The sequence below is a fragment of the Bacillus sp. D48C genome, from assembly GCF_053345735.1.
The window spans coordinates 176,635-201,555 of record NZ_JBKFAQ010000004.1; the positions used below are offsets into that span (position 1 = coordinate 176,635).

Annotated in this window: 25 protein-coding genes and 3 pseudogenes; 13 read left to right on the forward strand and 15 right to left on the reverse strand. The window is 31.9% G+C overall.

Translation table 11 applies throughout. From position 1 onward, the window contains the following. Window positions 1-256 precede the first annotated feature (256 nt). The 6 genes from ACLBXA_RS12735 to ACLBXA_RS12760 form a co-directional block, all read right to left on the reverse strand. Complete coding sequence (locus ACLBXA_RS12735; protein ID WP_000583951.1) at window positions 257-418, reverse strand: hypothetical protein; 162 nt, start codon at window positions 416-418, stop codon at window positions 257-259. A gap of 133 nt (window positions 419-551) precedes the next feature. Beyond that, window positions 552-1,163 (reverse strand): DUF2812 domain-containing protein, encoded by a 612-nt coding sequence (locus tag ACLBXA_RS12740; RefSeq protein ID WP_002083001.1) that lies wholly within the window; start codon window positions 1,161-1,163, stop codon window positions 552-554. A 13-nt stretch (window positions 1,164-1,176) separates the two neighbouring features. Continuing rightward, window positions 1,177-1,491 carry a PadR family transcriptional regulator gene (locus ACLBXA_RS12745; protein ID WP_001078063.1) on the reverse strand — a complete coding sequence of 105 codons (315 nt, stop codon included), beginning with the start codon at window positions 1,489-1,491 and terminating at the stop codon, window positions 1,177-1,179. A 154-nt stretch (window positions 1,492-1,645) separates the two neighbouring features. Further along, on the reverse strand, window positions 1,646-2,290 hold the full coding sequence (locus tag ACLBXA_RS12750; RefSeq protein ID WP_001035230.1) for a hypothetical protein: 645 nt from the start codon (window positions 2,288-2,290) through the stop codon (window positions 1,646-1,648). Window positions 2,291-2,415: 125 nt separating this feature from the next. Continuing rightward, a complete protein-coding gene (locus ACLBXA_RS12755; protein ID WP_081143649.1) occupies window positions 2,416-4,149 on the reverse strand; it encodes an S-layer homology domain-containing protein in 1,734 nt (577 codons plus the stop codon). A gap of 1,115 nt (window positions 4,150-5,264) precedes the next feature. Continuing rightward, on the reverse strand, window positions 5,265-5,546 hold the full coding sequence (locus ACLBXA_RS12760; protein ID WP_000473837.1) for an LCI fold-containing protein: 282 nt from the start codon (window positions 5,544-5,546) through the stop codon (window positions 5,265-5,267). Between the two features lie 415 nt (window positions 5,547-5,961). On the opposite strand from ACLBXA_RS12760, the gene ACLBXA_RS12765 reads away from it, so the two are divergent. Then, window positions 5,962-6,855, forward strand: coding sequence for a helix-turn-helix domain-containing protein (locus ACLBXA_RS12765; RefSeq protein ID WP_000395471.1), 894 nt, complete (start codon window positions 5,962-5,964; stop codon window positions 6,853-6,855). Window positions 6,856-7,516: 661 nt separating this feature from the next. Here the strand turns inward: ACLBXA_RS12765 and ACLBXA_RS12770 are convergent. Then, window positions 7,517-7,906 carry a hypothetical protein gene (locus ACLBXA_RS12770; RefSeq protein ID WP_000940658.1) on the reverse strand — a complete coding sequence of 130 codons (390 nt, stop codon included), beginning with the start codon at window positions 7,904-7,906 and terminating at the stop codon, window positions 7,517-7,519. A gap of 292 nt (window positions 7,907-8,198) precedes the next feature. Between ACLBXA_RS12770 and ACLBXA_RS12775 the strand changes: the two genes are divergently transcribed. Further along, window positions 8,199-8,750 (forward strand): hypothetical protein, encoded by a 552-nt coding sequence (locus ACLBXA_RS12775; RefSeq protein WP_001228900.1) that lies wholly within the window; start codon window positions 8,199-8,201, stop codon window positions 8,748-8,750. Between the two features lie 372 nt (window positions 8,751-9,122). Here the strand turns inward: ACLBXA_RS12775 and ACLBXA_RS12780 are convergent, their stop codons facing one another. The 5 genes and pseudogenes from ACLBXA_RS12780 to ACLBXA_RS12800 all read right to left on the reverse strand — a co-directional run. Beyond that, window positions 9,123-9,473, reverse strand: a complete 351-nt coding sequence (locus ACLBXA_RS12780; protein WP_000946191.1) for an SH3 domain-containing protein — start codon at window positions 9,471-9,473, stop codon at window positions 9,123-9,125. 229 nt (window positions 9,474-9,702) lie between these two features. Then, window positions 9,703-9,846: a DAK2 domain-containing protein gene (locus tag ACLBXA_RS12785; protein ID WP_136804073.1), complete on the reverse strand. Its 144-nt coding sequence runs from the start codon at window positions 9,844-9,846 to the stop codon at window positions 9,703-9,705. A gap of 134 nt (window positions 9,847-9,980) precedes the next feature. After that, entirely contained in the window at window positions 9,981-10,172 is a 192-nt protein-coding gene (locus ACLBXA_RS12790) for a hypothetical protein (protein WP_001022918.1), read from the reverse strand. 149 nt (window positions 10,173-10,321) lie between these two features. After that, window positions 10,322-10,831 carry a hypothetical protein gene (locus tag ACLBXA_RS12795; RefSeq protein ID WP_098617805.1) on the reverse strand — a complete coding sequence of 170 codons (510 nt, stop codon included), beginning with the start codon at window positions 10,829-10,831 and terminating at the stop codon, window positions 10,322-10,324. Between the two features lie 362 nt (window positions 10,832-11,193). Further along, a pseudogene (locus ACLBXA_RS12800) lies at window positions 11,194-11,483 on the reverse strand (IS4 family transposase); the annotation flags it as partial. Window positions 11,484-11,788: 305 nt separating this feature from the next. On the opposite strand from ACLBXA_RS12800, the gene ACLBXA_RS12805 reads away from it, so the two are divergent. From ACLBXA_RS12805 to ACLBXA_RS12830, 6 genes and pseudogenes are all read left to right on the forward strand, one after another. Further along, window positions 11,789-12,175, forward strand: a complete 387-nt coding sequence (locus ACLBXA_RS12805) for a hypothetical protein (RefSeq protein WP_073524757.1) — start codon at window positions 11,789-11,791, stop codon at window positions 12,173-12,175. A gap of 108 nt (window positions 12,176-12,283) precedes the next feature. Beyond that, window positions 12,284-13,093, forward strand: a complete 810-nt coding sequence (locus tag ACLBXA_RS12810) for a hypothetical protein (protein WP_098617806.1) — start codon at window positions 12,284-12,286, stop codon at window positions 13,091-13,093. After that, window positions 13,093-13,923, forward strand: a complete 831-nt coding sequence (locus ACLBXA_RS12815) for a hypothetical protein (RefSeq protein WP_097890756.1) — start codon at window positions 13,093-13,095, stop codon at window positions 13,921-13,923. Before ACLBXA_RS12810 ends, ACLBXA_RS12815 begins: the two co-directional genes overlap by 1 nt. 12 nt (window positions 13,924-13,935) lie before the next feature. Next, window positions 13,936-14,772, forward strand: coding sequence for a hypothetical protein (locus ACLBXA_RS12820; protein ID WP_097890754.1), 837 nt, complete (start codon window positions 13,936-13,938; stop codon window positions 14,770-14,772). A gap of 23 nt (window positions 14,773-14,795) precedes the next feature. Beyond that, window positions 14,796-15,443: an ATP-binding cassette domain-containing protein gene (locus ACLBXA_RS12825; RefSeq protein ID WP_097890752.1), complete on the forward strand. Its 648-nt coding sequence runs from the start codon at window positions 14,796-14,798 to the stop codon at window positions 15,441-15,443. A 100-nt stretch (window positions 15,444-15,543) separates the two neighbouring features. Continuing rightward, a pseudogene (locus ACLBXA_RS12830) lies at window positions 15,544-15,729 on the forward strand (YolD-like family protein); the annotation flags it as partial. 1,296 nt (window positions 15,730-17,025) lie between these two features. Here ACLBXA_RS12830 and dhaK read toward each other — a convergent pair. Next, window positions 17,026-18,777 carry a dihydroxyacetone kinase subunit DhaK gene (gene dhaK / locus ACLBXA_RS12835; protein WP_098425433.1) on the reverse strand — a complete coding sequence of 584 codons (1,752 nt, stop codon included), beginning with the start codon at window positions 18,775-18,777 and terminating at the stop codon, window positions 17,026-17,028. 178 nt (window positions 18,778-18,955) lie between these two features. Here dhaK and dhaS point away from each other — a divergent pair, with 178 nt between their 5' ends. Both dhaS and dhaQ read left to right on the forward strand, forming a co-directional pair. After that, window positions 18,956-19,522, forward strand: a complete 567-nt coding sequence (gene dhaS / locus ACLBXA_RS12840) for a dihydroxyacetone kinase transcriptional activator DhaS (RefSeq protein WP_000204218.1) — start codon at window positions 18,956-18,958, stop codon at window positions 19,520-19,522. Between the two features lie 19 nt (window positions 19,523-19,541). Then, window positions 19,542-20,540, forward strand: coding sequence for a DhaKLM operon coactivator DhaQ (dhaQ, locus tag ACLBXA_RS12845; protein WP_098900005.1), 999 nt, complete (start codon window positions 19,542-19,544; stop codon window positions 20,538-20,540). A 99-nt stretch (window positions 20,541-20,639) separates the two neighbouring features. Here dhaQ and ACLBXA_RS12850 read toward each other — a convergent pair whose 3' ends face one another. Next, window positions 20,640-21,290 carry a VanZ family protein gene (locus ACLBXA_RS12850; protein ID WP_000556849.1) on the reverse strand — a complete coding sequence of 217 codons (651 nt, stop codon included), beginning with the start codon at window positions 21,288-21,290 and terminating at the stop codon, window positions 20,640-20,642. 235 nt (window positions 21,291-21,525) lie between these two features. On the opposite strand from ACLBXA_RS12850, the pseudogene ACLBXA_RS12855 reads away from it, so the two are divergent. The 3 genes and pseudogenes from ACLBXA_RS12855 to ACLBXA_RS12865 form a co-directional block, all read left to right on the forward strand. Beyond that, window positions 21,526-21,627 (forward strand): annotated as a pseudogene (locus ACLBXA_RS12855) (TetR family transcriptional regulator); the annotation flags it as partial. A gap of 194 nt (window positions 21,628-21,821) precedes the next feature. Next, on the forward strand, window positions 21,822-22,133 hold the full coding sequence (locus tag ACLBXA_RS12860) for an ArsR/SmtB family transcription factor (protein ID WP_000433538.1): 312 nt from the start codon (window positions 21,822-21,824) through the stop codon (window positions 22,131-22,133). Between the two features lie 280 nt (window positions 22,134-22,413). Beyond that, window positions 22,414-23,589 (forward strand): MFS transporter, encoded by a 1,176-nt coding sequence (locus tag ACLBXA_RS12865; RefSeq protein WP_000757912.1) that lies wholly within the window; start codon window positions 22,414-22,416, stop codon window positions 23,587-23,589. Window positions 23,590-24,520: 931 nt separating this feature from the next. On the opposite strand, the gene ACLBXA_RS12870 is transcribed toward ACLBXA_RS12865, so the two are convergent. Beyond that, on the reverse strand, window positions 24,521-24,892 hold the full coding sequence (locus ACLBXA_RS12870) for an ATP synthase subunit I (RefSeq protein WP_098900004.1): 372 nt from the start codon (window positions 24,890-24,892) through the stop codon (window positions 24,521-24,523). Between the last annotated feature and the right edge of the window lie 29 nt (window positions 24,893-24,921).

Consider the following 24,921-nt stretch of genomic DNA (forward strand, 5'->3'; position numbering starts at 1 on the left):
ATCAAAAAAAGAATAGACAGCCTAAGGTGCCTTTCTCCGACTTGAACCATGTTTAATTGTTTTGTTTATTGAGAAATACAATGGTTTATTTATGCTGATCTTCTATATTAGGTCCGTTTGCAGTCCATACAGCAATTAACAAAAGAACAATAGCGATGAAAAAGTTGATGAGCATTTTTACTAAACTACGCATAGGTAGAAAAGCATATATACTTCTCTACCTATCTTAATGTTACTTGATAAGTACTTGTTTTAATTATATATACAAGGAAATTAAACCAGCTATAACAATCAATGGAAGAATTACTGCAAGTTTATTTTGTAGAGGGACACGTTTGTCTGGGACTCCTGGATGGATAACAAAAGCCAGTAAAACAATTGCTCCAATAATACCTAAAAGTATATTAATGATAATCATCCTCCTAAGGAATATTATTAAAATTATATCAAATTTAAACACAAACAAAAGGAATTAATGTTAACAATTACCAAACAACCTATTTATACATAAAAAAACCCCCAAAGTATCTACTTTAAGGGGATCCATCCTATCACCTTCTCTCTTCATACAACCGATTTGCTTTATACGAGCAAACAAAATACATACATGTCACAACGGGGATAAATGTCAAAAAAAGTCCTCTCATTAATGCAAATGGCGTTTCAAATAAGAATGACCATAGAAATGATACACCTTGCTTATCCCATAATCCTGGCGTCAAGTATAGTTCTTTCGGATTTACAAAGGCTCCTAAATTCATTGTATTACTATACATAAATAAAAATAATATCGGCAAATAACAGATCGCTAATTCTAAAAATGTTTTAGATAGACGCTTATACTTCCCTGCTCGTGACATTGGATCTGAAAAAATGTCATCTTCACTTTCTTCATCTACCTTTTTAAAATATTGCGTACCTGACCACCTATTACCAGCTATATGCTCCCAGCCACTATCTTCAAATAATGTGCAGTAATTAATAAAATCACTTTTTCTACTAAATACTCTATGGTCTATTTTAATCGTCGCATCTTCCGGTTCTGTATATCTAAATGTATAACCAAATGTATTGCTTTCTAGTTGATAGCCTTTCCAAGCCATCTCCTCTAACCATTTTTCCTCTTTCTCAAAGTCTAAAAAGAATTTCAATCTCCACATCATCGTTTCCCCCTAACTATACGTGTAATAAACTTTTTGTAACCGCAATAATGTGCTGCATTCTCATAAAGTCTAAATGCAATACTTCTTTCCCGCGTTCCGTAATGACATACACTTTTCTTCGTTTATCTTCGCTTTTTACCGATTCTATTAACCCTTGTTTTAATAAATTTTCAACCGCACCATACAATGTACCCGCTGCGATTTTCACTTGATGATTACTCAGTTCCTCCACCTTTTGCATAATTAAATATCCATGAGCTGGCTCTAATAAAGCTAAAAGAACGTAATACGTTGTTTCCGTTAATGGTAAATTTTTATCTCTATTCATAAAGACCTCCAATGTAACGATAAGTATATAGCTAAACTATATAGTTCAACTGAATAGTTTCATTTTATACAGTCAAACTGTATATGTCAAATGTAGGAATAACTTTATAACCCAAAACAAAAACGCTACCTTTTTAAAAGATAGCGTTTTTGTTTTATCCTTGCTTATTCTTCGCCTTCATTTGCTCTTCATAAACAAACTTCGCGGTCATAAAGTCGTTAGAAAAATCTTTCAATGCATTCTTCATTACATTTAATTCTTCTTGTGATTTAATTTCAATACTGTTTAAGAAATCAAATGCTTTTGATTGTTCCTCCGCAACAAAGTTTTGTGTCATATAATCATCTTGGAAGTCTTTCTTCGCCTTTTCTTTTACTTTATTCATTGCCTCTGTTTTGTTTATGCTTTTCATTGGATTTTCGAATGCTCCAGTAGGTTGTTCTGGTTTTGGCTCTTCTTTCTTTTCCGGCTGTTGCGCTGGTGCTGGTTGTTGTGGTTCCTGCTTTGGTTGTTCTTGTTGAACCGGCTGCTGCGCTACTTGTTGCTCTTTTTTCGCTAACTCATCTTTTAACTTCTTCACTTGCTCATCAAGAGATTTTTTTTCAGTTTCTAACACACTCATATCACTTTTCAACTTTTGCGTTTCTTCAAAATGTTCATCTACTAATTTATTATATTCTTTCTCAGAGTACATTTTTTCACTGGTTGATGTCGTTTTCTCTTTCATAACAACTACATTAATAATTATAAATAAGGCTACAATTCCTATTAACGCAGCGGAAATCTTCTTTTTGTTCATGATTAATCCTCCAAAATGTAAAATTTAAAAAATTATCATAACAGACCAATTCGCTTTCAACTGTCATATTTTGTCGAATCAATATAATAAAAAAAAGCATCTGAAACAGATGCTTTTTCTCATTCTTAATACGTAAACGTAATCGTCACTAAAGAATACCCTTCTTTCGCATTGTAAGGCTCCGCTTTATAAGAAACTCGGTTTGCCCCTTGCGGATAATCGATTTCGCCAATTACCTTTTTCACATCTTGCAGTGCACCATTCATTGATTGCTTGTACAGCACTTCAATTTTCTCTGGTTTTGCACTATAACGCTGCTGCATTTTATTTTTTAATTCGGTATAGTTATTTGCAATATATTCATTTCCTAAATAGTTTAACTTTGTATCTTTTAATATTTGCTGATATGCAGGCGTTTTCTTACTACCTGCCGCAATTTTATTTGTCAGTGTACTATAATAGTTTGTTGTAGCTTGCGGGTAATCTCCGCGGTTCCACTCATGATTTCTTGTTATTTGCTCATCTGATAAGTTAAAATACGAATACGTTACGCGGCCCTGCTCATCTGGCACCGGATCATCGAATGTTGTATCAAGGTGATACCATTTGTTTTCGATTTTCACTAAATTCCAAGCATGAGGTTGTCCGTCCCCAGTTCCTGTCACGAAATGATTTTCAATTCCTGCTTCTTTTAACAATTGATAAGTTAATAGTGCGTAACCTTGGCAAACCGCAGAACGATTTACAAGTGCCTCATATGCTGTGTAAGCTTTATAAGACGTATCATAAGAAACATGTTTTACTACGTAATCATGAATCGCCTTCACTTTTTCGTGATCATCCATTCCAACTTGAGTAATAGAAGAAACGATTGCTTTCGCTTGTTTCATGACATATTCCGTCTGTTCTTTCGTTTCACGATATGTAATCTTAAGCGTAAATGTATAATTTCCAGGTGATCCAGAAAGTCCATATGAAACATTCGATCTATTATAATTTGTATACTCATTTTTACTTGCAACTTCTTTATATGCGTTAAAAAGTGTATTCATCACTTCGTCTGTATTATTATTTTTCGTTTTATATGGAAGTGTAATAGTCGTTTCATACGTATTAATACGCTTTTGTACTTCCTCTTTAAACGCTGTTAATAATGCCGCATCTCCTGTATCTTTCACATCGGCATTTTTATATTTCAAAGTTTTATATAAAAACTGCGCATACTGTTCACGTGTTACTGTGCCATACGGTTCAAAATTCCCGTTCCCTGTGCCATCTGCGATTCCATTTGACTGCACCGCACTAATTGCATTTTCTGCCCAAAATGGATTTGGAACATCCTTAAATGTATGTTTTTGTTTAGCCGCAAGATGGAAAGCATTTGTAAGAATTTGTGCCATTTCCGCACGACTCACAGAAGCTTTCGGTCTAAACTGGCCGTTTTCATCACCTTTAAAAACTCCTAAATTCGTTAAAGTTAATACCTCTTCTGGGAACATTGTAGAACTTTGATTAATATCACCGTAAGGATTTTTAATCGTAGATCCATCCTTTAATACGTAACGAGTTCCATCATTACTAAACGAACCACCTTGTTTATTCGGTACTAACACTCGATAAATTAAAGCCGCAACTTGCTCCCTTGTCGCAACATCTCCAAAACCAAATATCCCATTTCCATAACCTGAAATAATATTTTTACTCGCTAAATCTTTAATCGCAGGATATGACCAATGTGATGTCGGCACATCAGAAAAAACACCCACTTCAGCAGCTTTTACATCGCTGCCATTTGTATATAACAACGCACCACCAATAAGTGATAGTGATGTAATTGATTTTAATAGTTTTGTGTACATAATTTCTTCTCCCAATATGTTCTCTATTTTTGTTGGTTTATGTCGAAAAATCTAAAAATATGACAAAATATATTATACAATTAAAAGTTTTTGAGGGATATATCGAATTTTAAAATATGCAAAAATTCATATTGTTATAAGGATTCATAGTGATATTATGTTGTTTTACTTGCGAATATACAAATAAAAAAACGCTCATCTGAGCGTTTCATCTATATACCTAATAATTACTTTTTCTACACTTCGAACTCTTCTTCGGTAATAATCCTTTAATCTAACAACTCTTTATACTCCAATATTTCTTCAGCCCGATGGCCCTCCATGCGTATATTGTATAACACTTGTTGTATTAACCTTTGATTGGTCTGTTGAAACATTTCATCCATTTAGAAATAGTTCTATTAAATTTTTCACCACTAGCCATAAAAATATCTTATAATCTTTATATAATAAATTATTGTATTAGGAGTAGATAAAATGCCAGTTACACTCGAACTTATTCTTTTCATTCTTATAGCAATTAGTGCTGTTGGCTATTTAATAAAAGAATTTCAAAAAAATAGGAAACGAACACTTGGAATTTCACTAGAATTTTTAATTCTTTTCTGGTCAATATGGAGAATATCAACTATCATAATCTAATTTATAAAACATGAATTCCTTTGAATAAAACTCAATATTATGTCCATAATGTTGATAGGCTGTATGCCAGAATCCATTTAGTCTTCTCTGTATCTCCTTGTATTAAGCAGTTAGCCTTTGCTAGCTGCTTAATACAAGGAAATATTTTTTATTTAAATTAACTATTTTGTTCACTTTTTTGATACATTTACGAAACATTCATATGTTACGTTATATAAGTCCTTTTTTAAATCATATTCATTCTAGAAAAAAGTCCTAGTCCCCCTAGGGCTTTTTTCATTCAAATAAAGAGTTTTATTGTTTCTCAATAACCGCAACTATTTAATGTGGTAAAATAATAATTGGATTGGCATCCAATACCATATTACGATGGATCAAATCGCAAGAAGGCACCTTAGGGTGTCTTTTTTATAGAAAATCAGTTTAAAAACTAAAAATAAAAGAACCTCAATAAATGAGGTTCAAAAAATCTACTATTTTAAATTACCTTCGTAAAAAGCAACTCCATTTTGAACATGTTTTAAATACCACGTAATCGTCCCGCCACAAACATTTTCATTAAAACTATTAGCATATACTCCATTTGAGTAATAAAGAGTTCTTTTGAACTTACCGTTAGAATACTCATAAGGAATTGAGCATGTTGCTTGTTTCGGAGAGCTCACAGCTTTTTGCGTATCAGCTGAAGCTGCCCCAATTCCTCCTGTTAATGCAATACCTGTTGCCAATAGCCCTACTACTAATTTCTTGAACATAATAAATCCCCCTTTAATAGTTTTTATAACTTACAACTTAAATGTACCACTTTTGTAATTTATGTAAATATATTGAATATGTAGAAATATTTATTTAATTATTAGTAATATTAGGATTTTATTTTATCAAATGGAAAATAGAGGGATTAGGAAGGTTTGTAAAAATCCATACTAAGTAAACTAAATATCACGATATATCATTTATGGGCTGATCCAAAATTTTTTCTGATTGGAAAACTATAGTCTCATATATCAATTGCGAGGATACCTTAAGGTATCTTTTTTGTACATATAAAAGTCTCAGCATCTTATTCCTTTAAAACAATAATTGCAACTATATTAATTTTACATTACATTAAGGTTAGGGAATATTCTTATATTAATAAAGTGAAAGTGCTAAATAGTAGGTGGAAGAATGGAATTTAACGATTTGGGTATTACCATTAAAGAACTTAGAATCAAAAAAAATATATCACAATCCGAATTATGTCATGGAATATGTTCACAAAGTCAAATTAGCAAGATTGAAAAAGGTATGATTTATCCATCTAGTATATTGCTATATCAATTATCAGAAAGACTTGGTATTGATCCAAATAATATATTTGCACTAACTCAAAATAAAAGATTAAAATATGTAGAAAATGTAAAATACGTAATAAAAGATTGCTTAAAGCAAAAACAATATAAAGAACTTTATGAAATAGTGAAAAAAGAGAAAAACTTAAATAATTTTCAAACAAAAGAAGAGAAACAATTTCTAATATGGCATGAAGCAATTGCTATATTTATAGTGGATAAATCATTAAAAAATGCTTTAGATTTTTTAAATAATGCATTAAAACTGACTTTAACTAATTCTGATTTTTTATCAGAAAGAGAAATAGATATTATGCAAACAATGGCTATATTTTATGCGGAAAATAAAGAATATGAAAAAAGTATTAATATATTAAAAAGATGTTTAAGTAATTTTAATAAGTTAGATTTTCCTAGAGATAAAGAAATTAAGTTGAAAATCATGTTAAATTTAGCAAAATCTTTGGACTTCACATATCAACATGAAGAGGCAATAAAATACATTGATAAGGGCATCAAATTAGCAATTAATCTAAATACGTTATACCTATTAGGTGAACTCTTCTATTTAAAAGGTCAGTTTTTATTAAAAATTAAACAACATAATGTAGAAGATGTTATTTATAACTGGAAAAAAGCATTATTTATATTTGAACTAACAGAAAAAGAATATTATACAAAAATGCTACCAGATGAACTTATTGAATTACAAAATAAAAAACACTCATAATTTCGTAAAAACTACTTACAAATCCCACAGAAAAAATCCCTATAGCTTTTAAACTTAGAACGATAATATTAAAATAATTTAAGTCGGCAGAATGCTCCTTTTGGTATCTTTTCTTTATTTTTACAAGTACCTACTCAATTAATTCTTAAAAACATAATAGGAAACATTGTTTTATTTATCCTATTTTCATTCATGCTATATATAAAATTCGTTAATAAACCCACCTCAAATACTAGTTCCTTTTATAAGTCGTTTTTTTGATGTAGCTGATATTATTCTCAATACAATAGAATTAATTATTGGAACATATTTAGCAATATATATCAAAAAACAATAATAAGAAGATCCCTTCCACCTTAAGGTAGAAGGGATCTTCTTATTTCTATTTCAAACTACTCGCAATCTCCGTAAAGATAACCCCAAGTGCGTCAACAAGCGTTTTTTCACCAACTACCGCTCCTCTACCGAACGATCTTTCACCGATAGATTGTATGCCTTGAAGTGCTGCTTGCTACATTTCAGCGAACTCTTTCACTGTTAGCTCACGTTTTTCGCCTGCTGCATTTACGGGCAGCCCGTTAATACGGAATAAATGTTAAATCAACTCCTATTTAACATTTCAATTCAGATATACGACCGTAAAGAATGCATCATCACGGTGTCAGCAAGCAAAAGTGTATTCTGCATTTCTGAAAACAGTAGATGGCAGATTATGCCCTACTGAATCTGCTAAGAAAGAATATACAAGAACATCCTTAACATCATCTTTATTTCCACTAATGATGACATCAAGGAAATCTTCTATTTGGAATTCTGGAGTAAACAACACAATCTTAGTTGTTCTGTTTGGTTCTAAAGAAACAAAAGTACGAGAGATTTCAACTAATTCATTTTGAGTTGGGAAAAAAGTGTTTCGGCTTCTCTTAACAGTTACCGTTACATTACTAGTATGGCAGCGTGAATCATTGTTTAACATAATGTTGAGAGCAGTTGGAATAATCCCATTTTCAGAGACTGGAACTCGAAACACTCCAGTAGATTTATGGGCCATATAATCACATCCTTTCAAAATAAAATCTATTTACAATATATTAGATGCAAAAAACGTTCATTTTGATATGGACAAATTACATGATTAATATATCTATAATTACCCTCGGTATTACTAAGCCAATGTTTTAAAAGATTAACAAATATCGTGAGAACCAATCGAATGTATATTAAAAGTAAAAAGAATAAGTTGTTTAAAATACCACCTATTTTGAGCCAATAATGAGACATTATGTTAATCTTATATGTATAGCTGCACAAAATTGAGAAACTTAAGGAGACAGATAAATTTTATGAGAAAATTATCTATATTACTTACTTTCATTCTAGTATTAGTCAGTGTTACGGCTGCTTGCACACAAGATAAAACAGATAGTGCCGTTGAAAATGCTCCAATAGAAGAACCAAGCGCAAAAAATGTAAATGAAGAATTAATAAACTTTGAAGAAAAGGAAGATATGAGCCGCTTGGAACAAGGTATTTTATTAGTTGGCGAGAGTGTTAAGGGAGGCTATTACTTGGCCGCTGTTCAAAGTGCATATTTAAATGCTAGCAACGATTCCGTCATGGTTAATGTCTCTGTAAAAAATGTACGAGGTCAAACGATTGGACTATCAGAATTAAAATATAACTTAAAAGATGAAAAAGACGGAAAGATCTATAAAGGAAAGGTGCTTGATCAAAACCCTTCTGATATACAAGTTAAACCAAATGAAACGGTAGAATTGAAAATAGCTTTTGAAGCACCAGGTACCGTAGATGAATATATGTTTTATATTGAAAGCTCTTTAGACCCTCTACAAACATACTGGAAAATTGATAAGCTGCAATCACAAAAAAACTAAGTCTAAAATACAATTTGATTGAAGAAATCTCTCAAATAAGCAAAAAGTACCGGAAAATTTGATATAGATACAAATGAATAATATATAAAGTGAAACTTTAATCAGTGGGGGTTTTGTTCATCCCCCACTGATTATTAGTTGAACCAATCGGGCGTTTACGGGCAGTTGATCCTCCACCTAACTTCTTTGCTTCCGCTGAATTTTGAGGTGTGGGTCTTACTGCCCGTTAATGCGGGATAAACATAAGACCATCGATTTAATGAATCGTTGGTCTTTTTCAAAAAATGCCCCATTAAAAACTAAGAGATAAAAAAGAACTAATCTCTAGAAGAGATTAGCTCAATATATCCAAAGCTATTATGGTACATAGTTTTATGAGCAAACGTTATATAATGTTGTATGGGATACATAACCTGTCATCCCTTTATATGTAACTTTTAACCACTGTTTAGAATTACTGTAATGACCTTGAACATATTCACCAGTTACCCATGTTCCAGTAATTTTCGTACCATCATTAAATGTATGTAAGACAGGTGAATCGACAGTATAACCACTGCGCATCTTTGCACCATATACACCTACCGTACCTCCCTTTGCACAAGCTGCTACTACATTTTCATTTTCAGTAGCATTCGTAGCCGCGAAAGCAGAGCCATTAAATGTAAATAAAGTAAATATAAAAGCTGTTAGTACTGTACAAATAGATAAACGACGTAACAAAATAAATTCCCCCTTTTTTTATAATTTACTTCTTCACAAATGATTATCTTAAATATTCTAACTATTTTCAATATATTAATGTTGAAAAATATTAGTTGTATTTTTGAAATAAGATTTTATCAAAAATAGTAACAAACTCATATTTTACAGGGAGAGCACCGAAAGAAGTCTTCTACATATCAACTATATAAAAGTCCCTCCACCTTAAGGCAGAGGGACTTGCTAATTCCTATTTCAAACTACCCGCAATCTCCGTAAAGATAACTCCAAGCGCATGTGCACCTGCATCAGGGTATCCTAAACTTCTTTCGCCAACTGTACCAGCGCGGCTCTTTATGCAGCTACTGGCGATGCAATTCCGAAAAAAGGGAATTTTTTAGAGTAGATGACAGCAGGTTGGGCTGTACTTCACCTAATTAACTAAAGAATACTGCACGGGCCAATATTTGTGCATGATCTAAAATATAGAGGGCTCTATTTTGTCATAGATTACTACAACACTAAAACTCATCCCCATATTTTAGCAATCAGAGTAATACCCCAAAGGATATATGCCAGTTGTGATATTATATACAGTGTAATTTCAAAACTAGTAAGTTTTCTTGTTAATTTAATTCTCTTTAAATACATATAAAAACAAAATGCAGATATAACTAATAATAATTGAGATGCGTTGTTTATGTTTTCTAAAATATTCATACAAAATCAACTCCTTACAGTAATTGTATAAAAATATACTTTAAAAGTATCATAAAAACTATTTAAATAAAAAGACCATTTGCAAATTTAATAATGCAAATGGTCTTTTTATTTAATATTTCTTCAAATAAATTCAAGTTATAAAAACACTATTTATTTGAAGAAAATGATGCTGGAGCTGGGCCACAAGTTAATGCGAAAGCAAATAAAACCGGAACAGAAAAAGCATAACCTGATAATGCAAGTAATCCTGCTGCTCCCCAATAATCTTCAGCTTTTATATATTTTTTCAATTGATTCCAGAAAGATTGTCCTATTCCAAGTGCATCTTGCCAACATCTTTCCCAAGTATTACTAGAGTAAACATTACTTGATAGATCTTCATCATTTAACATTTTAGTACTTGCTAAAATACCTGCTTTTTCTTCATTGTTATACGGAGATTTTTCCAACTCTTCTTTATTAACTATGTATTTACCAGTTGCCTTATCTTTTACAACAATCTTTGTAAAAACATACTCAAATTCTTTTGCTAATTTTTCTATTTGTTCAGGGTTAGCACTTTGCGCTTGTCTACTATCAATTGTCGCTGCTGAAGACAACGTAGGAATAAGAAATAGAGTACAAGCCATCATTAAAGCAAAAAACTTTTTAAACATAAAACAATTCCTCCCTTTGGGATATTTTGTAATTCCATTACAGAATACAACATAATTTTCCAAAAATAAACACTTTTTTATCAATTTAAATATTAAGTTAATTAAGGACATTAATTAATTAACTTAATATTTTTAATAAGGTTTTCTTGCTTTTGGGTGGAATGGTGAAGACTGAGGTGAAGCGTAGCGAGGAGTTCACCACTTTATAGCGTTGATCATTAAAGAGGTAACACCACATCGCTATCAAGCTAAGATTATGCAAAGTCAATGTTAGGCGAGATTGTTTTTTTTCTAAAGGGCAAGTGCAGGTGATTGAAAGATTTGCATACGAAATAAACCCTAACGGGTTTCACTTTTTTGAATTAAGCGGCTTGATTATCAAACATGGTACAATTGTAAAAGACACCTAATATATCAAAGACCGTTTTTTCTCATATCGATGAGATTTCCGCTCATTTTGTTGTAGGAGATTGAACAGCCGAAGTAACACCTTTGATAGCTCTTGGGTGTGTTTTTGTATGGTTTGGAATATAAAAAAATAGTCTTTAATCATATATACAGCTTTATACTCATTAAGCTCTCGTTTTTTCTTCAAGAGGAGCAATTGGCGCATTTGAAACATAATAGAAGAACAAATAAGTAAATTAATAATTGGTATTTTTTCGAAGTGAACTATTGAGAAAGTTTATTTTACGAATAGGAACCGTAGTGTAATTGTTGTCGAAAAGGAAAATTATTAATAGCAGAACTTCCTTATTGAGAAACTTTTATTTTTAATATTTTATAAAGTTTTTTTATAAATAGTAATGCGATCAGCTCACAATTACAAATCTAACTATTCTGATTATTATTGATAAATAAAATATTAAGGTAAAAATATGGTAAAATTATGAAAAAGTTGTAAAATATTAATTAATCGCGATTAGTTTATAGAATAATAAATGGAGGTTTTTATTTATGAAAAAATCATTAATGTTATTAACGGGTGGTTTAGTATTAGCAAGCGGGATTGGTTTTGGGGCAGATGCATTCGCAAGGGACATTACACCTTATAGCGAAGTGACTTATGGTGGATGGCACGCTCAAGTAGCGGCGAAAAAATTTAGAGATAATGTAGACGGAATTGATAACAATGATCATATTTCCACTGGTTCTCAACGCTCTGTAATTCTTAACAGTGATGGTGAAGCTAGAAGTGATAAGATTACTGTATATAGTGGGAATCGTGAGCATTTAACTAATAATACTGGAAAAGGTGGTTATACTTACAGACTAAATATGACTCCTCCAACTACATGGGATCGTTTTAAAACATCAGGTAGCTTTAGCCCTGACGAATATTAATAATGTGTTAGGTTGATTAAATCCGAAATAACTAATTCAATAATCTTATATATTAAATATATAAGATTATTGAATTTAACTATTTATCTTTGTAAAAGGAGATTGGTTATGGGAATTATAGTTGCTGAAATGAAAAAGGGTATATGTAATAAAATGTTTTTATTATCTATCCTCTTGGGAATAATTATGATTTGTTATAGTGCTTATACTAGTTTAAAACCTTATTTATTTCTGTCTAGCGCATCTGATATCACTGAATCTCAAGTTAATTTATTAAAGGAATTGGCATTTAATAGATATGAGGTTTGGGTGTATGGTACAGATTTTTATGTGCTTATTTCACCTTTATTAGCATGCTTAGCATATTCGACATCATATCGATTGGATATTGAAACAAATTTTATCAACTGTATTCTTGTTAGAACGAAGAAAAAATATTATCAAATAGCAAAAATTTCAGCAACTGCCCTTTCGGGAGCACTTTCTGTTAGTTTTCCGTTGATATTGTTTTTTATTATTATTAGTATTTTTCTTCAAGGAGATATTACGAAACCTTTAAAGATTTATCCTTTTGGGGTATTAAGTGAGATTTATAATTATAATCCTAATCAATACATATTATTTTTTATAGTTGTACACTTTGTTTTTGGAGCGGTGTATTCTATATTTTCTTTAGCCCTTTCTTCTGTTATTAAAAATCGATTAATTGCGTTAATTACTCCTCTAATATTTTTGTATGTAGGTACTATTACATTTCATACAATTGGCTTACCTAGATTTTCACCTGGAGTTGTTAATTCATTTTATCAAATGAAAACTGTTACTTTACTAGACATTACACTACATTTATTGGGAATGTTAATTATTAGCTTGAGTGTATTTTTTATTTCTTCCAGAAAGGAGCTTGAAGAAATTTAATGGGAAAATCAATTCTTTGGCGATTAACGTATTACAATTTAAATCAAACATTATTCCAAACAAAATTGTATGTATTTATTAGCATTTCAATTTTTCTTGCTTTTATGTCTAGCAAATTAATGTCCAATGAACTGCCAGACAGTTCTACGCTTAATCTTTGGGATGGTGTATTTTCTTTTATAGGTAATTATCAAATCAATTTGTTTTTACTTGTTTTATATTTTTTATATTCTATTATTAAAGTTTTATACGACAATGATGAAGTAAATATTTTCATAAGACTTATTAGTAAAGAACAATGGTTATTCTCTAAGATAATAACTATTTGTATACATAGCTTGGTAGCAGTACTTTTATTTTACCTTATCCCTCTTGTAGTAAATCTGATTTTACTGCCATATGATGCATCTTGGAGTGAAGAAGTGGCAAATGTACTTGCAGGAAAATCACCATTAATTTCTTTACCACATATGGATTTTTCAAAAGCTTTTTCACCGATATTTGCTTTTATTTTATCTTTTTTATTAACCATGATGGTATTGAATATTGTTGGATTATTCAATATTGTTTTATTTATGATGTTTAATAAGAAAAAAACAGTTGTTATTGCAATTAATATTGTATATTTGATTTTTTGCTATATTTGTTATCATTATATAGATTTAGGTTTTTTAAATTTTATTTCAATATATGATTTTATGGTATTAGAATTCTTTTATTACAAACCACATCAATTGGATTTTTTAACAACTTTTATTATGCTGTATATTATTTACATGTTACTTTTTATTTTTGGACGTTTGTTGGCTCGAAAATGGTCCGTTTTATGAAGGAGAGATTTAATGTTTCAAAGTATATTATTTAGAATTACTTGGATTAATTTAAAGTCTTTTTGTAGAATTTGGAAAATTACACTTTGTTTCACTGTATTTTTTTTAATTTGTATATATAATAGGCAGGAAATGAATAATATGATGTATTCTTATCATAAGACGTACTCGTATTTTGATTTTGCATTTTTTATGCTAGGCAGTAAATATGATCCAATTCACTATAGATTACTTGAAACAATGGTAATGATACTTCCTTATGTATTATCTAGTTATCTTACGGCTATTTATTCTTTGGAAGAAGGTATTTTAAAATCTTATATGACCATTCCTAGGGTGAAATCATTATTTAAATGGTATGTTGGTCATATTGTTACTTTAATAATTACATGCTCTGTATATATAGTTATAGAGCATATTTGTATATTTATAGTTTCATTAGATTTACCAAAACATGTGTTAAATTCAGATAATGAATTATTACCTGTTATCACTAACCCAGTAACTACAATGTTAACTGTGATAGGTATACAAATTATCAGTATGCTTTTTTTTCAGATATTACAACTGGTAATAACGTTACTTACCCAAAATCCAATTTATGGGTTTTTATTCGCGATATTTTCTTATGTAATGGTATTTTTTACGAACACTTTAAATGCAGGAGCTTTAAAGTGGATTCCAGGTATCCAACTTATATTGAAAAATAATAGTGTTTCTTCAGATTTTGTTAATACTATTTCTCCATCTTGGTCATTTATGTATATGTTTATTTTAGAATGTCTAGTTATAGGGATTGGTTGGTTTTTTTATAATCGTAAGGAAAAATTACTTTATAAAATTATGTGAGATGTTTAAAAGGGGGGGTTATCATGAATGATAATACAGTAGTAGTACAAGTAGAGGGATTTAGTAAAAAAATAAAAGGAAACAACATATTGACAAATATTAATTTAAATTTATACAAAGCGAAAATATACGGGTTTGTGGGGCATAATGGATCGGGAAAGAGTATGTTATTTAAAGCCATATGCGGATTAACAAAAGGTGAAACAGGAACAATAACAGTAAATGGGAACATCTTAGGTGAAAAAACTGATTTTCCTGATCGAACAGGCGCTTTAATTGAACATCCTGGTTTTTTACAACAATTAAGTGGTTTTACTAATTTAAAATGGTTAGCAAGTATTCAAAATAAAATTAGTAACGAACAAATTATTAATGCAATTCAGCTAGTGGGGTTAGATCCGAATGATAAAAGAGCTGTAAAAAAATATTCATTGGGTATGAAACAAAGGTTAGGAATTGCCCAAGCTATTATGGAAAATCCAGATATCCTTATACTGGATGAACCAATGAATGGATTAGATTCTCAAGGTGTTTCTTCAATTAGGAATTTACTTTTACAATTGAAAAATAAAGGTGTAACTATATTATTAGCCAGTCATATACAAGAAGATATTAAACTCTTATGTGATGAAGTGTTTATAATGAATAATGGGGAAATAGTCAGAGAATAGTGTAAGAAAACTGATCTACTTATAACGATAATAGCATTAAAACTTATTATATATTTAATTTCTTATGCAGACGCTAAAAAAGATGGTATATTAATTTAGCAAAGAGTTATACAAAGTAACTCGGCCGATCTTAACCGCTGAAGAAAAAGAACTGATTGAGAACATGTTGTTATGTTCCTTATTATCTGAAGAAGAAATACTAATTACATATTACGAAGGTGGTTATTTACTCTCTAGCTATATGACTGTTGTTGGTATTGACCTGCAAAACATTGCTGTCATATGAACTGATGCTTTTTATAATAAAATGAAATTACAGTTTTCTAACATAATCGATGTAGAATAATCCATCTAAAGAAGCCAATTCCTTTCAGGAATTGGCTTCTTTGTTTTTTCTATTATATTTTTAGTGGAAAATACATTCTTTGCTTCCACTATAAAAATCCATTCTCCCCATTGTTCATCTTCCGTATTATAAATTTAACGTACTCTAAGGGCAATATAAGGCTTCATTCCCCAAGTAGTGGATACTGTCTTACCACAAACTATATTTTTACCAGCATATTTTATTGCACCTGCTTTAAAATCGATTGTACCAAATTTATGAACAGCTTCTAATGGATTTTTCCCTTGAATTGCTTACCTAATAACATCTGCCACTATTCCATTAGCTACTCTTCTCGCCTCAGCTGTGAACTTATTTGTGCATCTGTTGTTAACGATGATATAGTACGATTTACTAAATCATTTATCCAAGCTAGGAAAGAACCTGGATTAGCGCTAAATACAGATACACCTGGAGCTAATACTCCCTGTAATACATCTTTTTCTGAAATATCTTGAGACCAAGCTGCAACTCACCCACCATTTTGAATGCTATGTTCTAATTCAAACTTATTTGTCTTGTATCCAGAAAAACCGTGACACAAAGTTCGATGCACTGGATGTATTGGATTATGCTCTATCACATCACTCAACCAACTCATTCAGTCCAATTCTGAATTATAAATATCATTTTTTACCATTTTGGTGTATTCGCTATTCCCTCCTCCATAATTCCAATCACTATAATAATCATAATGATAAGCTAGATAAGGTAATGGATACAAATAGGTTGATCTAGTGGAGAGTAGTTACTAAATTGGCCAAACAGGTCTATATATGAACAATACGGATTAATGATTATGAAATTCCCCCCTATATTTCTATTTATAAAAGTAATATATGATATCAAAGGAATGTAGGTACTTGTCTAAATTTAAATAGGGGATTTATCACAAATTCTCTTTTTATATTCTTTATCCCTCCCAAACCACTCCATAAGGTGTCCAACCATAATTTTGAAGTACGAAATAATAAATACCGCCTTTTGAAGTGATTTCTATCGATTGGATAGTTTTGCAAAAATACAATTAAACAACCTGAATTCCATATTTATAGGAACTCACGTTGCTTCTTTTAAAACTATTATCTTAGTATTTATAAACATACATATCTTTACAGAGAAAACATCTAACGAAATTATATATTAATAAATTATAGAAAAATCCCTCCACCTTAAGGCAGAGGGACTTTCTAATTACTATCTCAAACTACCAGCAATCTCCGTAAAGATAACTCCAAGCGCATGTGCACCTGCATCAGGATATCCTAAACTTCTTTCACCAACTGTACCGGCGCGGCCCATGCGAGCTACGATTTCTTTCGTATACTCTGCTCCTTTAACTGCTGCTTCTGCTCCTTTTTCAAAAGCAGTTTTCATGTCTTCTTCGTTTGAAGCGCTATTTAACCAAGAATCTACACATGGAGCAAGCGCGTCAACAAGTGTTTTGTCACCAACTACCGCTCCTCTACCAAATGATCTTTCTCCGATAGATTGTATACCTTGAAGTGCTGCTTGCAACATTTCAGCGAATTCTTTCACTGTTAGCTCACGTTTTTCTCCTGCTGCTTTGCTAGCTGCGCGGAATGCACCACCCCAAATTGGACCAGATGCGCCGCCGCAATGTTCCATAATAATCATTGAACAACCGTCAAGGAATGACCCAATCGTTACGTTCTCTTGATCTACAATAGAATGCCACTCACGTTTTAATTGCTTAAATCCTTTTGCCACACTCATTCCGAAGTCGCCGTCACCTGCGTGTGTATCTAACTCACAGAACGGTACTTCGTTTTTAATAATAACGTCGCTCATTTTATCAACGAGATAAATCATGTTGTTTAATGTAATAACATTATCCTTAATCACAGCATGCTCTTCCGCTGTTTCTATTTCAAAGGAAACTTCCTTCTCTTCTTTCTCTTCAAGTACATTCACGTACTCTACACTTTCAACTGACCCATCTACTTTAAACGCTGGTGTATTACACTCTTTTGATAGTAATGTTTTTAACTCATCATCTAACTTCATCACTGTTAAAGACATGCCAGCCATATCGATACTTGTCATATAGTTACCGACGAATACTCTATTGATTTTAATGTTTCTAGCAGCTAATTCTCTCGTCACTGCGTTGTTAAATAAGTAAAGTTCTTGCAGTGGTGTTCCGCCAAAACCGTTAACTAGAAGTGCGATTTCCTCGCCATCTTTTACTCCTAAATCTTTTACAAGATCATTTGTCATACGGTTAGCTAGTTCATCTGCTGACAGCATTTTTTCACGCTTAATTCCTGGTTCGCCGTGAATACCTACGCCGTATTCCATTTCATCTTCCGCAAGTGTGAAAGTAGGTGATCCGCTCGCTGGAACTGTACAAGAAGTTAACGCTAAACCGATTGTGCGCACGTTAGCCGCTGCTTTTTCCGCTACAGCTTTCACCGCTCCTAAATCCATACCTTCTTCCGCTGCTGCGCCGGCAATTTTATGAACGAGAATAACTCCCGCAACGCCGCGGCGTCCTACTGTATATAGGCTATCTTCTACCGCAATATCATCATCCACTTTTACGTAGTCGACTTCAATTCCATCTTCCGTCGCTAAATGAGCTCCGTTTTTGAAATTCATAATATCGCCGCTGTAATTTTTAATAATTAATAACGTTCCTTTTTTACTAGCTGTCTCTTTAATCGCTTGATACACCTGAATTTGTGAAGGTGACGCAAACACATCTCCGCACACCGCCGCATCTAACATTCCTTTTCCGACTAATCCTGCATGTGCCGGCTCATGGCCACTACCGCCGCCACTAATTAACGTTACTTTGTTTTCGTTCATTTCTTTCTTCTTAATAACTTTATATTTTTTCAAAAGTTCAAGCTCTGGGTGAGCCATAACCATTCCGTTACACATTTCCATTACTAATGTTTCTGGTTTGTTTATAATCTTTTTCATTGTGATTATCCCTCAATTCCTTTAATATATTGTGATATATTTGAAATCTTCTTCTTACTACTCATGTTAAAATGAAAGCGTTTTATAGTAAACGGACAAAATGGACAATCTGTCTAAAGACACCGCTCTCATTTATAGATAGGATTTTTATATTACTAACATTCTAGGGATGATTCAGATGACCTCTTCTATAATTTCTAAAAAAATAATCGCGAACTCATTGAAATATTTAATGGAAACAGAGTCGTTTCATAAAATATCAGTGAGCGATATTATGTTACACTGTCAAATGCGTAGGCAAACTTTTTATTATCATTTTAAAGATAAATTTGAACTATTAAGCTGGATTTATAGAGAAGAAACGAAAGAAAACATTATCGACTTTCTCGATTATGAAACATGGGAAAACATTTTCGATTTATTATTTGATTACTTTTACGAAAATCAAAAATTTTACCGAAATGCTTTTAAAGTCATTGAACAAAACTCGTTTAATCACTATTTATTTGAGCACACGAAAAACTTATATATGAAGATTATTGATGAACTATCCGTGAACTGTGGCTTAACTCTTTCTATTGAAACGAAAAATACGATTGCCTCCTTTTATAGTCACGGCTTCGTTGGAACGATAAAAGATTGGATTGAAAGCAAGTGCGAAGTAAATCCATCCATTATGTCTTCTCTCATGAAAAATATGATAAACAATCAATTACTACTATTACTGGAGCAGTCAGCAAAGTAATTAAAGGGTGGCAAAAGCAATGAAAAAGATTATGAATGATGTACAAAATATTGTTCAAGATATGATGCATGGCTTTTATTTTGAACATAACGACAAAGTAAATTACGACGAAACAAATAACATCATTTATGTAAAAGATATTGAAAAACTGAAGCAAAACGTTGCTATAATAAGCGGCGGTGGTAGCGGACATGAACCCGCTGATATTGGCTATGTAGGAAAAGGAATGCTTACGGCAGCAGTAAACGGAAGCATCTTCACTCCGCCTACAGTGGAACAAATTGTGGCGGCAACTCGCCTCATGCCGAAAGATAAAAATATTTTATTCATCATTAAAAACTTTAAAGATGACGTTGAAAACTTTCTAGCGGCAAAGCAAATTGCCAAAGAAGAAGGAAGAAAAATTGACCACATCATCGTAAATGACGACGTTTCAATTGAAGATGATGCTTCTTTTAATAAAAGAAGACGCGGCGTAGCTGGCACTGTTTTCGTTCAAAAAATACTTGGTGCGGCCGCTCTTGAAGGACATTCTTTAGAAGAACTAACAACACTCGGCCGTTCTATTACTGAAAACTTACACACATTAGGAGTTGCCCTTTCCCCTGCCAACGATCCAGTGAAAGGAAAAGCTTCATTCACATTAAACGATGATGAAGTGTTTTATGGCGTCGGCATTCACGGAGAAAAAGGTTACCGTAAAGAAGCACTATCCTCTTCTGAAATATTAGCGATTGAACTGATGAACAAACTAAAAAGTATTTACCGCTGGAGAAAAGGAGACAACTTCGCTATCCTTATTAATGGACTCGGCGCAACTCCATTAATGGAACAATACATTTTCGCAAATGACATTCGCCGTTTGTGTGAACTGGAAGGATTACATGTGGAGTTCGTAAAGGTTGGTACGCTGTTGACTTCTTTAGATATGAAGGGTGTTTCTCTCAGTTTGCTTAAGGTAGAGGATTTGGATTGGGTGAAGTGGTTGAAGGCGGATGTTAGAGTGGGTAATTGGTAAGTAAAAATTATGATGATAAAAGCCTTTAACTATAACAAGTTAAAGGCTTTTTACAAATTGAAATATCGCTCGAGCGTTCAAAAGAAATTCATACTCACCTCACTGAATGATTACAGGTCTTCCAAATAAAGCTGGATAATAAATGAACATCGCACCTACAAATGAACACACTAAACAAAAAACAGCCTCGTATTTTATGACTAGAGACGAGTTTGTATCAAGCTTTTTTTCCTCTCTTTTCAATATCAATTTAAATAACGCTGTATATAATACTTTATATAAGACATACCCAATAATTGCCCCAAGGGTATTCGTAAATAAATCATCAATATCTGTAATTCTATTATTTAGTAATTGATTTAACTCAATTGCCAATGAAAAAAAGAATCCCGCGCATACGGTGTTTTTTATCTTTCTAAACTGCGGCCAAATAGTCGGTAATAAAAAACCTAACGGCATAAACAGTACAATGTTCAAAAGATACGTAGTACTACCTACCGTATCAAATAGAGTCAAGTTGATTTGACTTACACGAATCCACGTTTCATATCTACTTATATCCCATACAGTCGCGATTTGCGTCACCTTATACACTAGCGAAAGGTAGAATAGAAAAACATACACCCATAAAAAATGCCGAATAGATATATTGTTTTTCGCTTTAAAATAAAATCCAATTTGAAACACAATACAAAAAATTATAGTAAAAAAATACGTATACAAATAACTAATCAAAACTCCTGTATGCATGTAGAATCCCCTAACTTTACATTTTCATCTATGACTTTGTCTTTTTTAGTCTCCTTCATGATGTAAGTCATTTATAGGATAGGAAAAACTTTTAAAATAAAGAGTGGGATAAACATAAAATTTTTCTTAAATCTTCAGTTGGGTTTTATTATTACTCTTCTTAGGAATCCGCCATTGATAGCTAGGCAACAACATGCTTAAACCTAACAATACTATCATTTTTGCCTGTAATACTTTAACCGATGCAGCATATATAAACTCATGTGAATCGTTTGTTCAGTTAACACATGAAATTAAGAAATATATGACGTACTATAATCACTCTTGCTATCAATAGAATTTAAAGAAAATGACTCCTGTTTGCATACAGAAATCATCTTTTTTAGGTTGCCTAACTTTTTTTAGAATGTCCTTTACAAAAGGTACAGATCAAGAGCACCCTGTTCCTATTCGAGGGGATCAACTATACCTTCTTCCCTTAAAATCACACAAACCCATTTACAAATCTATAAAAGTAGATATAATATCCTTATGGAACCTTTATTAATTTATAAAGCATTGTCAAATGAAACAAGATGTCAAATTTTATCATGGTTGAAAAATCCAGAAAACCATTTCGATGAAAAAGCTTATCTAGAGCAAGGCCTTAGTTTTCAAGTTGGAGTGTGCGTAGGAGATATCCAGCTTAAAACTGGCTTAGCCCAATCGGTTATTTCTAGTTATTTATTAACTATGAAAAAAGCAGGTTTACTACAATCTGACCGAATTGGAAAATGGACCTACTATCGCCGAAATGAAAAAACAATACGAGAGTTTTCTGAATACGTTCAAAACGAATTATAAAATGAAAGCAAATAATCAACCTACCAATTGATTATTTGCTTTCCCACATTCTACTTTTATATAGCTGTCCAATACATTCTTTTTAAAACTTCGCTACCTATAAAAGTAAGAAACATAGAAAGGAGCATTTTTTTAACATATCATATCTAGTTATTTAGATATATGTCTTTGTATTTAACATTACATAATTCTAATACTATTGACATCCAATCATGCTCATTTCTTTGTTAATAAATCGATTTTACTTTCAAAATAATAATAAGAATGGAGAGTTTTACAAATGAAAAAAGTAAGTCCTTTACTTATTCTTACACTAGCAATAGGGGTGTTTGGAATTATTACTACCGAGATGGGTATTGTCGGCGTATTACCACAAATCACTCAGAAATTTGGCATTTCAACTGCACAAGCAGGATTTTTAGTAAGTATATTCGCACTAGTCGTTGCTATTTCTGGTCCGTTTTTAATTCTGCTCATTTCTAGTATTAATCGCAAAATAATTTTATTAACAGTCATCTTTGTTTTTGTTATTTCAAATATAATCTACGCTTATACAACACAATTTGAAATCATGCTTGTTTTTCGTATTTTACCAGCAGCACTTCACCCACTCTTCTTTTCAATCGCTCTTGTAACAGCTGCTAAACTTGCCCCTCCTGAAAAGAGTGGTCAAGCGGTTACAAAAGTTTTCATGGGAATTACGGTTGGCTTTGCACTAGGTGTACCATTAACCTCTTACCTTGCAGATCAATTTTCATTAGAAATTGCTTTCTTATTCGGAGCGCTTATTAACGCCCTTGCATTTATTGGAATGCTAATCTCACTTCCTTCTATGCCCGTTAAAGAAAAAATGTCTTTCGGCAAACAAATTCGTATACTCGGCAAACCAGGATTATGGTTAAATATTTTAACCATCACATTCCTTTTTGCAGCTATGTTTTCCGTATACAGCTACTTCGCCGAGTACCTTGCAAAAGTAACTTCCATGAATGGATCTCTCATCAGTATCATGCTATTCATATTTGGTATAGTTATGATTTTAGGCAATCATTTATTTGGTAGTCTCTTGCAAACAAGCATAGTAAATACAGTAATATCGTTCCCTATTTTATATTCTATTGTTTACATATTGGTTTATTATTTAGGTTCTTATCTTGTTCCAATGATTTTTATGGTATTCATTTGGGGAATCGTGCATGCTGGTGGATTAATTGTTGGTCAAACATGGTTAATAAGTGAAGCAAGAGAAGCACCCGAATTTGGTAATAGCCTATTCGTTTCATTCTCAAATCTCGGAATTACTCTAGGAACAACTATTGGAGGCTGGTTCATTTCAAACTTAGGTATTCATCAACTTATTTGGAGTGGATTTATATTTACACTACTTTCATTTCTATTAATTATAATAAAACTAAAATTTTTCACTTCTAATAACCTAGCTTCATTATCAAGCTAGTACATTTTCAATTCCAAATTGGATAAAAAACATTATAAAGTGAAACTTTAATCAGCTCTCACCACTTGGGCGTTTACAGGCAGCCCGGCAAATAGCGGGATAAATTCTATATAAAATACTGGTTATTCTTCTTATAAGATTTTATAAACTATAAAGTATGACACTTAGAGCCTTTAGCTATAATTACAAGTTAAAGGCTTTTTATATAAAAACAGCTTTAAAAGGGGCTAATCTTATGGAACATCATCAAAATAGAATACTAAAAAAAGGCTCCATTGCTGGAGCACTCAAAAAATAATATAACTAAACGAATTAAAACAAGGAACAGACAATTAAAATATACAAATAAAATATAAATAAATCTATATATATGTAATATTACATATAAAAACCCTATTTATCGCTGCTATAATAAACTTACTCGATGATTGTTATATTATTCATAGGTTATACCTTCTTAACACCAATTTTACAAAGAAAAAAGGACATCTTAATTGATGTCTTTTTTCTTATATGATAACGACGCAATACAATTAAGATGATTCCAATCGAAAGAAGGCACCTTAAAGTGTTTTTTCTTCATTACACAATACGAAAGCATACTCTCTTTCGCCTTCAACTTTATGTAATTATACATATTAACAAAAAATACACTTAATGAATATTAAATATAGTAAAATATAAACTGTGGACACGTTCTATAAAGCAGATTCTTTTGATAGGCGTAACATATCAATCATTTTAGGGGATGTGGCGTTACTCCGATACTAATCTCAAATTTCTTGTATTTTATGAACTAACAATCTGGTGTATATAGATGATTCTGTTTTATAGGGTGTGTTTACATTTATAACAAAGGGGTAATACGGATAGATTCGTATTAAATGAAAATGGTTCAAGTCGAAGGAAGGCACCTTAGGGTGTCTTTTCTTTATTCCTCCGCATCCCTCATACTGTAATACCCTAAATTAATAATAACCAAGAAATATCCCCCCATAATTCCAGCAGCGAATGTCCACATGAATTCATGGTGTTCTATTTCATACATAATAATCGCACCGAGTATTGCGGCTGCGAACCGATTCATCATTCCGAGCATCGGTGCTTTTTCTTTTTTTACAATGCTATCTCCGAACTTTTCAATACGCCTTCCTAAAATCCAGGCGCAGTACATACTCACCAAAAGGCCAATACTTATCCCTACAAACTGGGCTGAAAAAGGTGTCAGCAACCATCCCAATAACATTACGCCTAGCAAACAATACATTTGTATGTTGAACGTTCTTAGTGCCATACGAATCATGTTATTCTCCTTTATCTTTCTCATTGTAG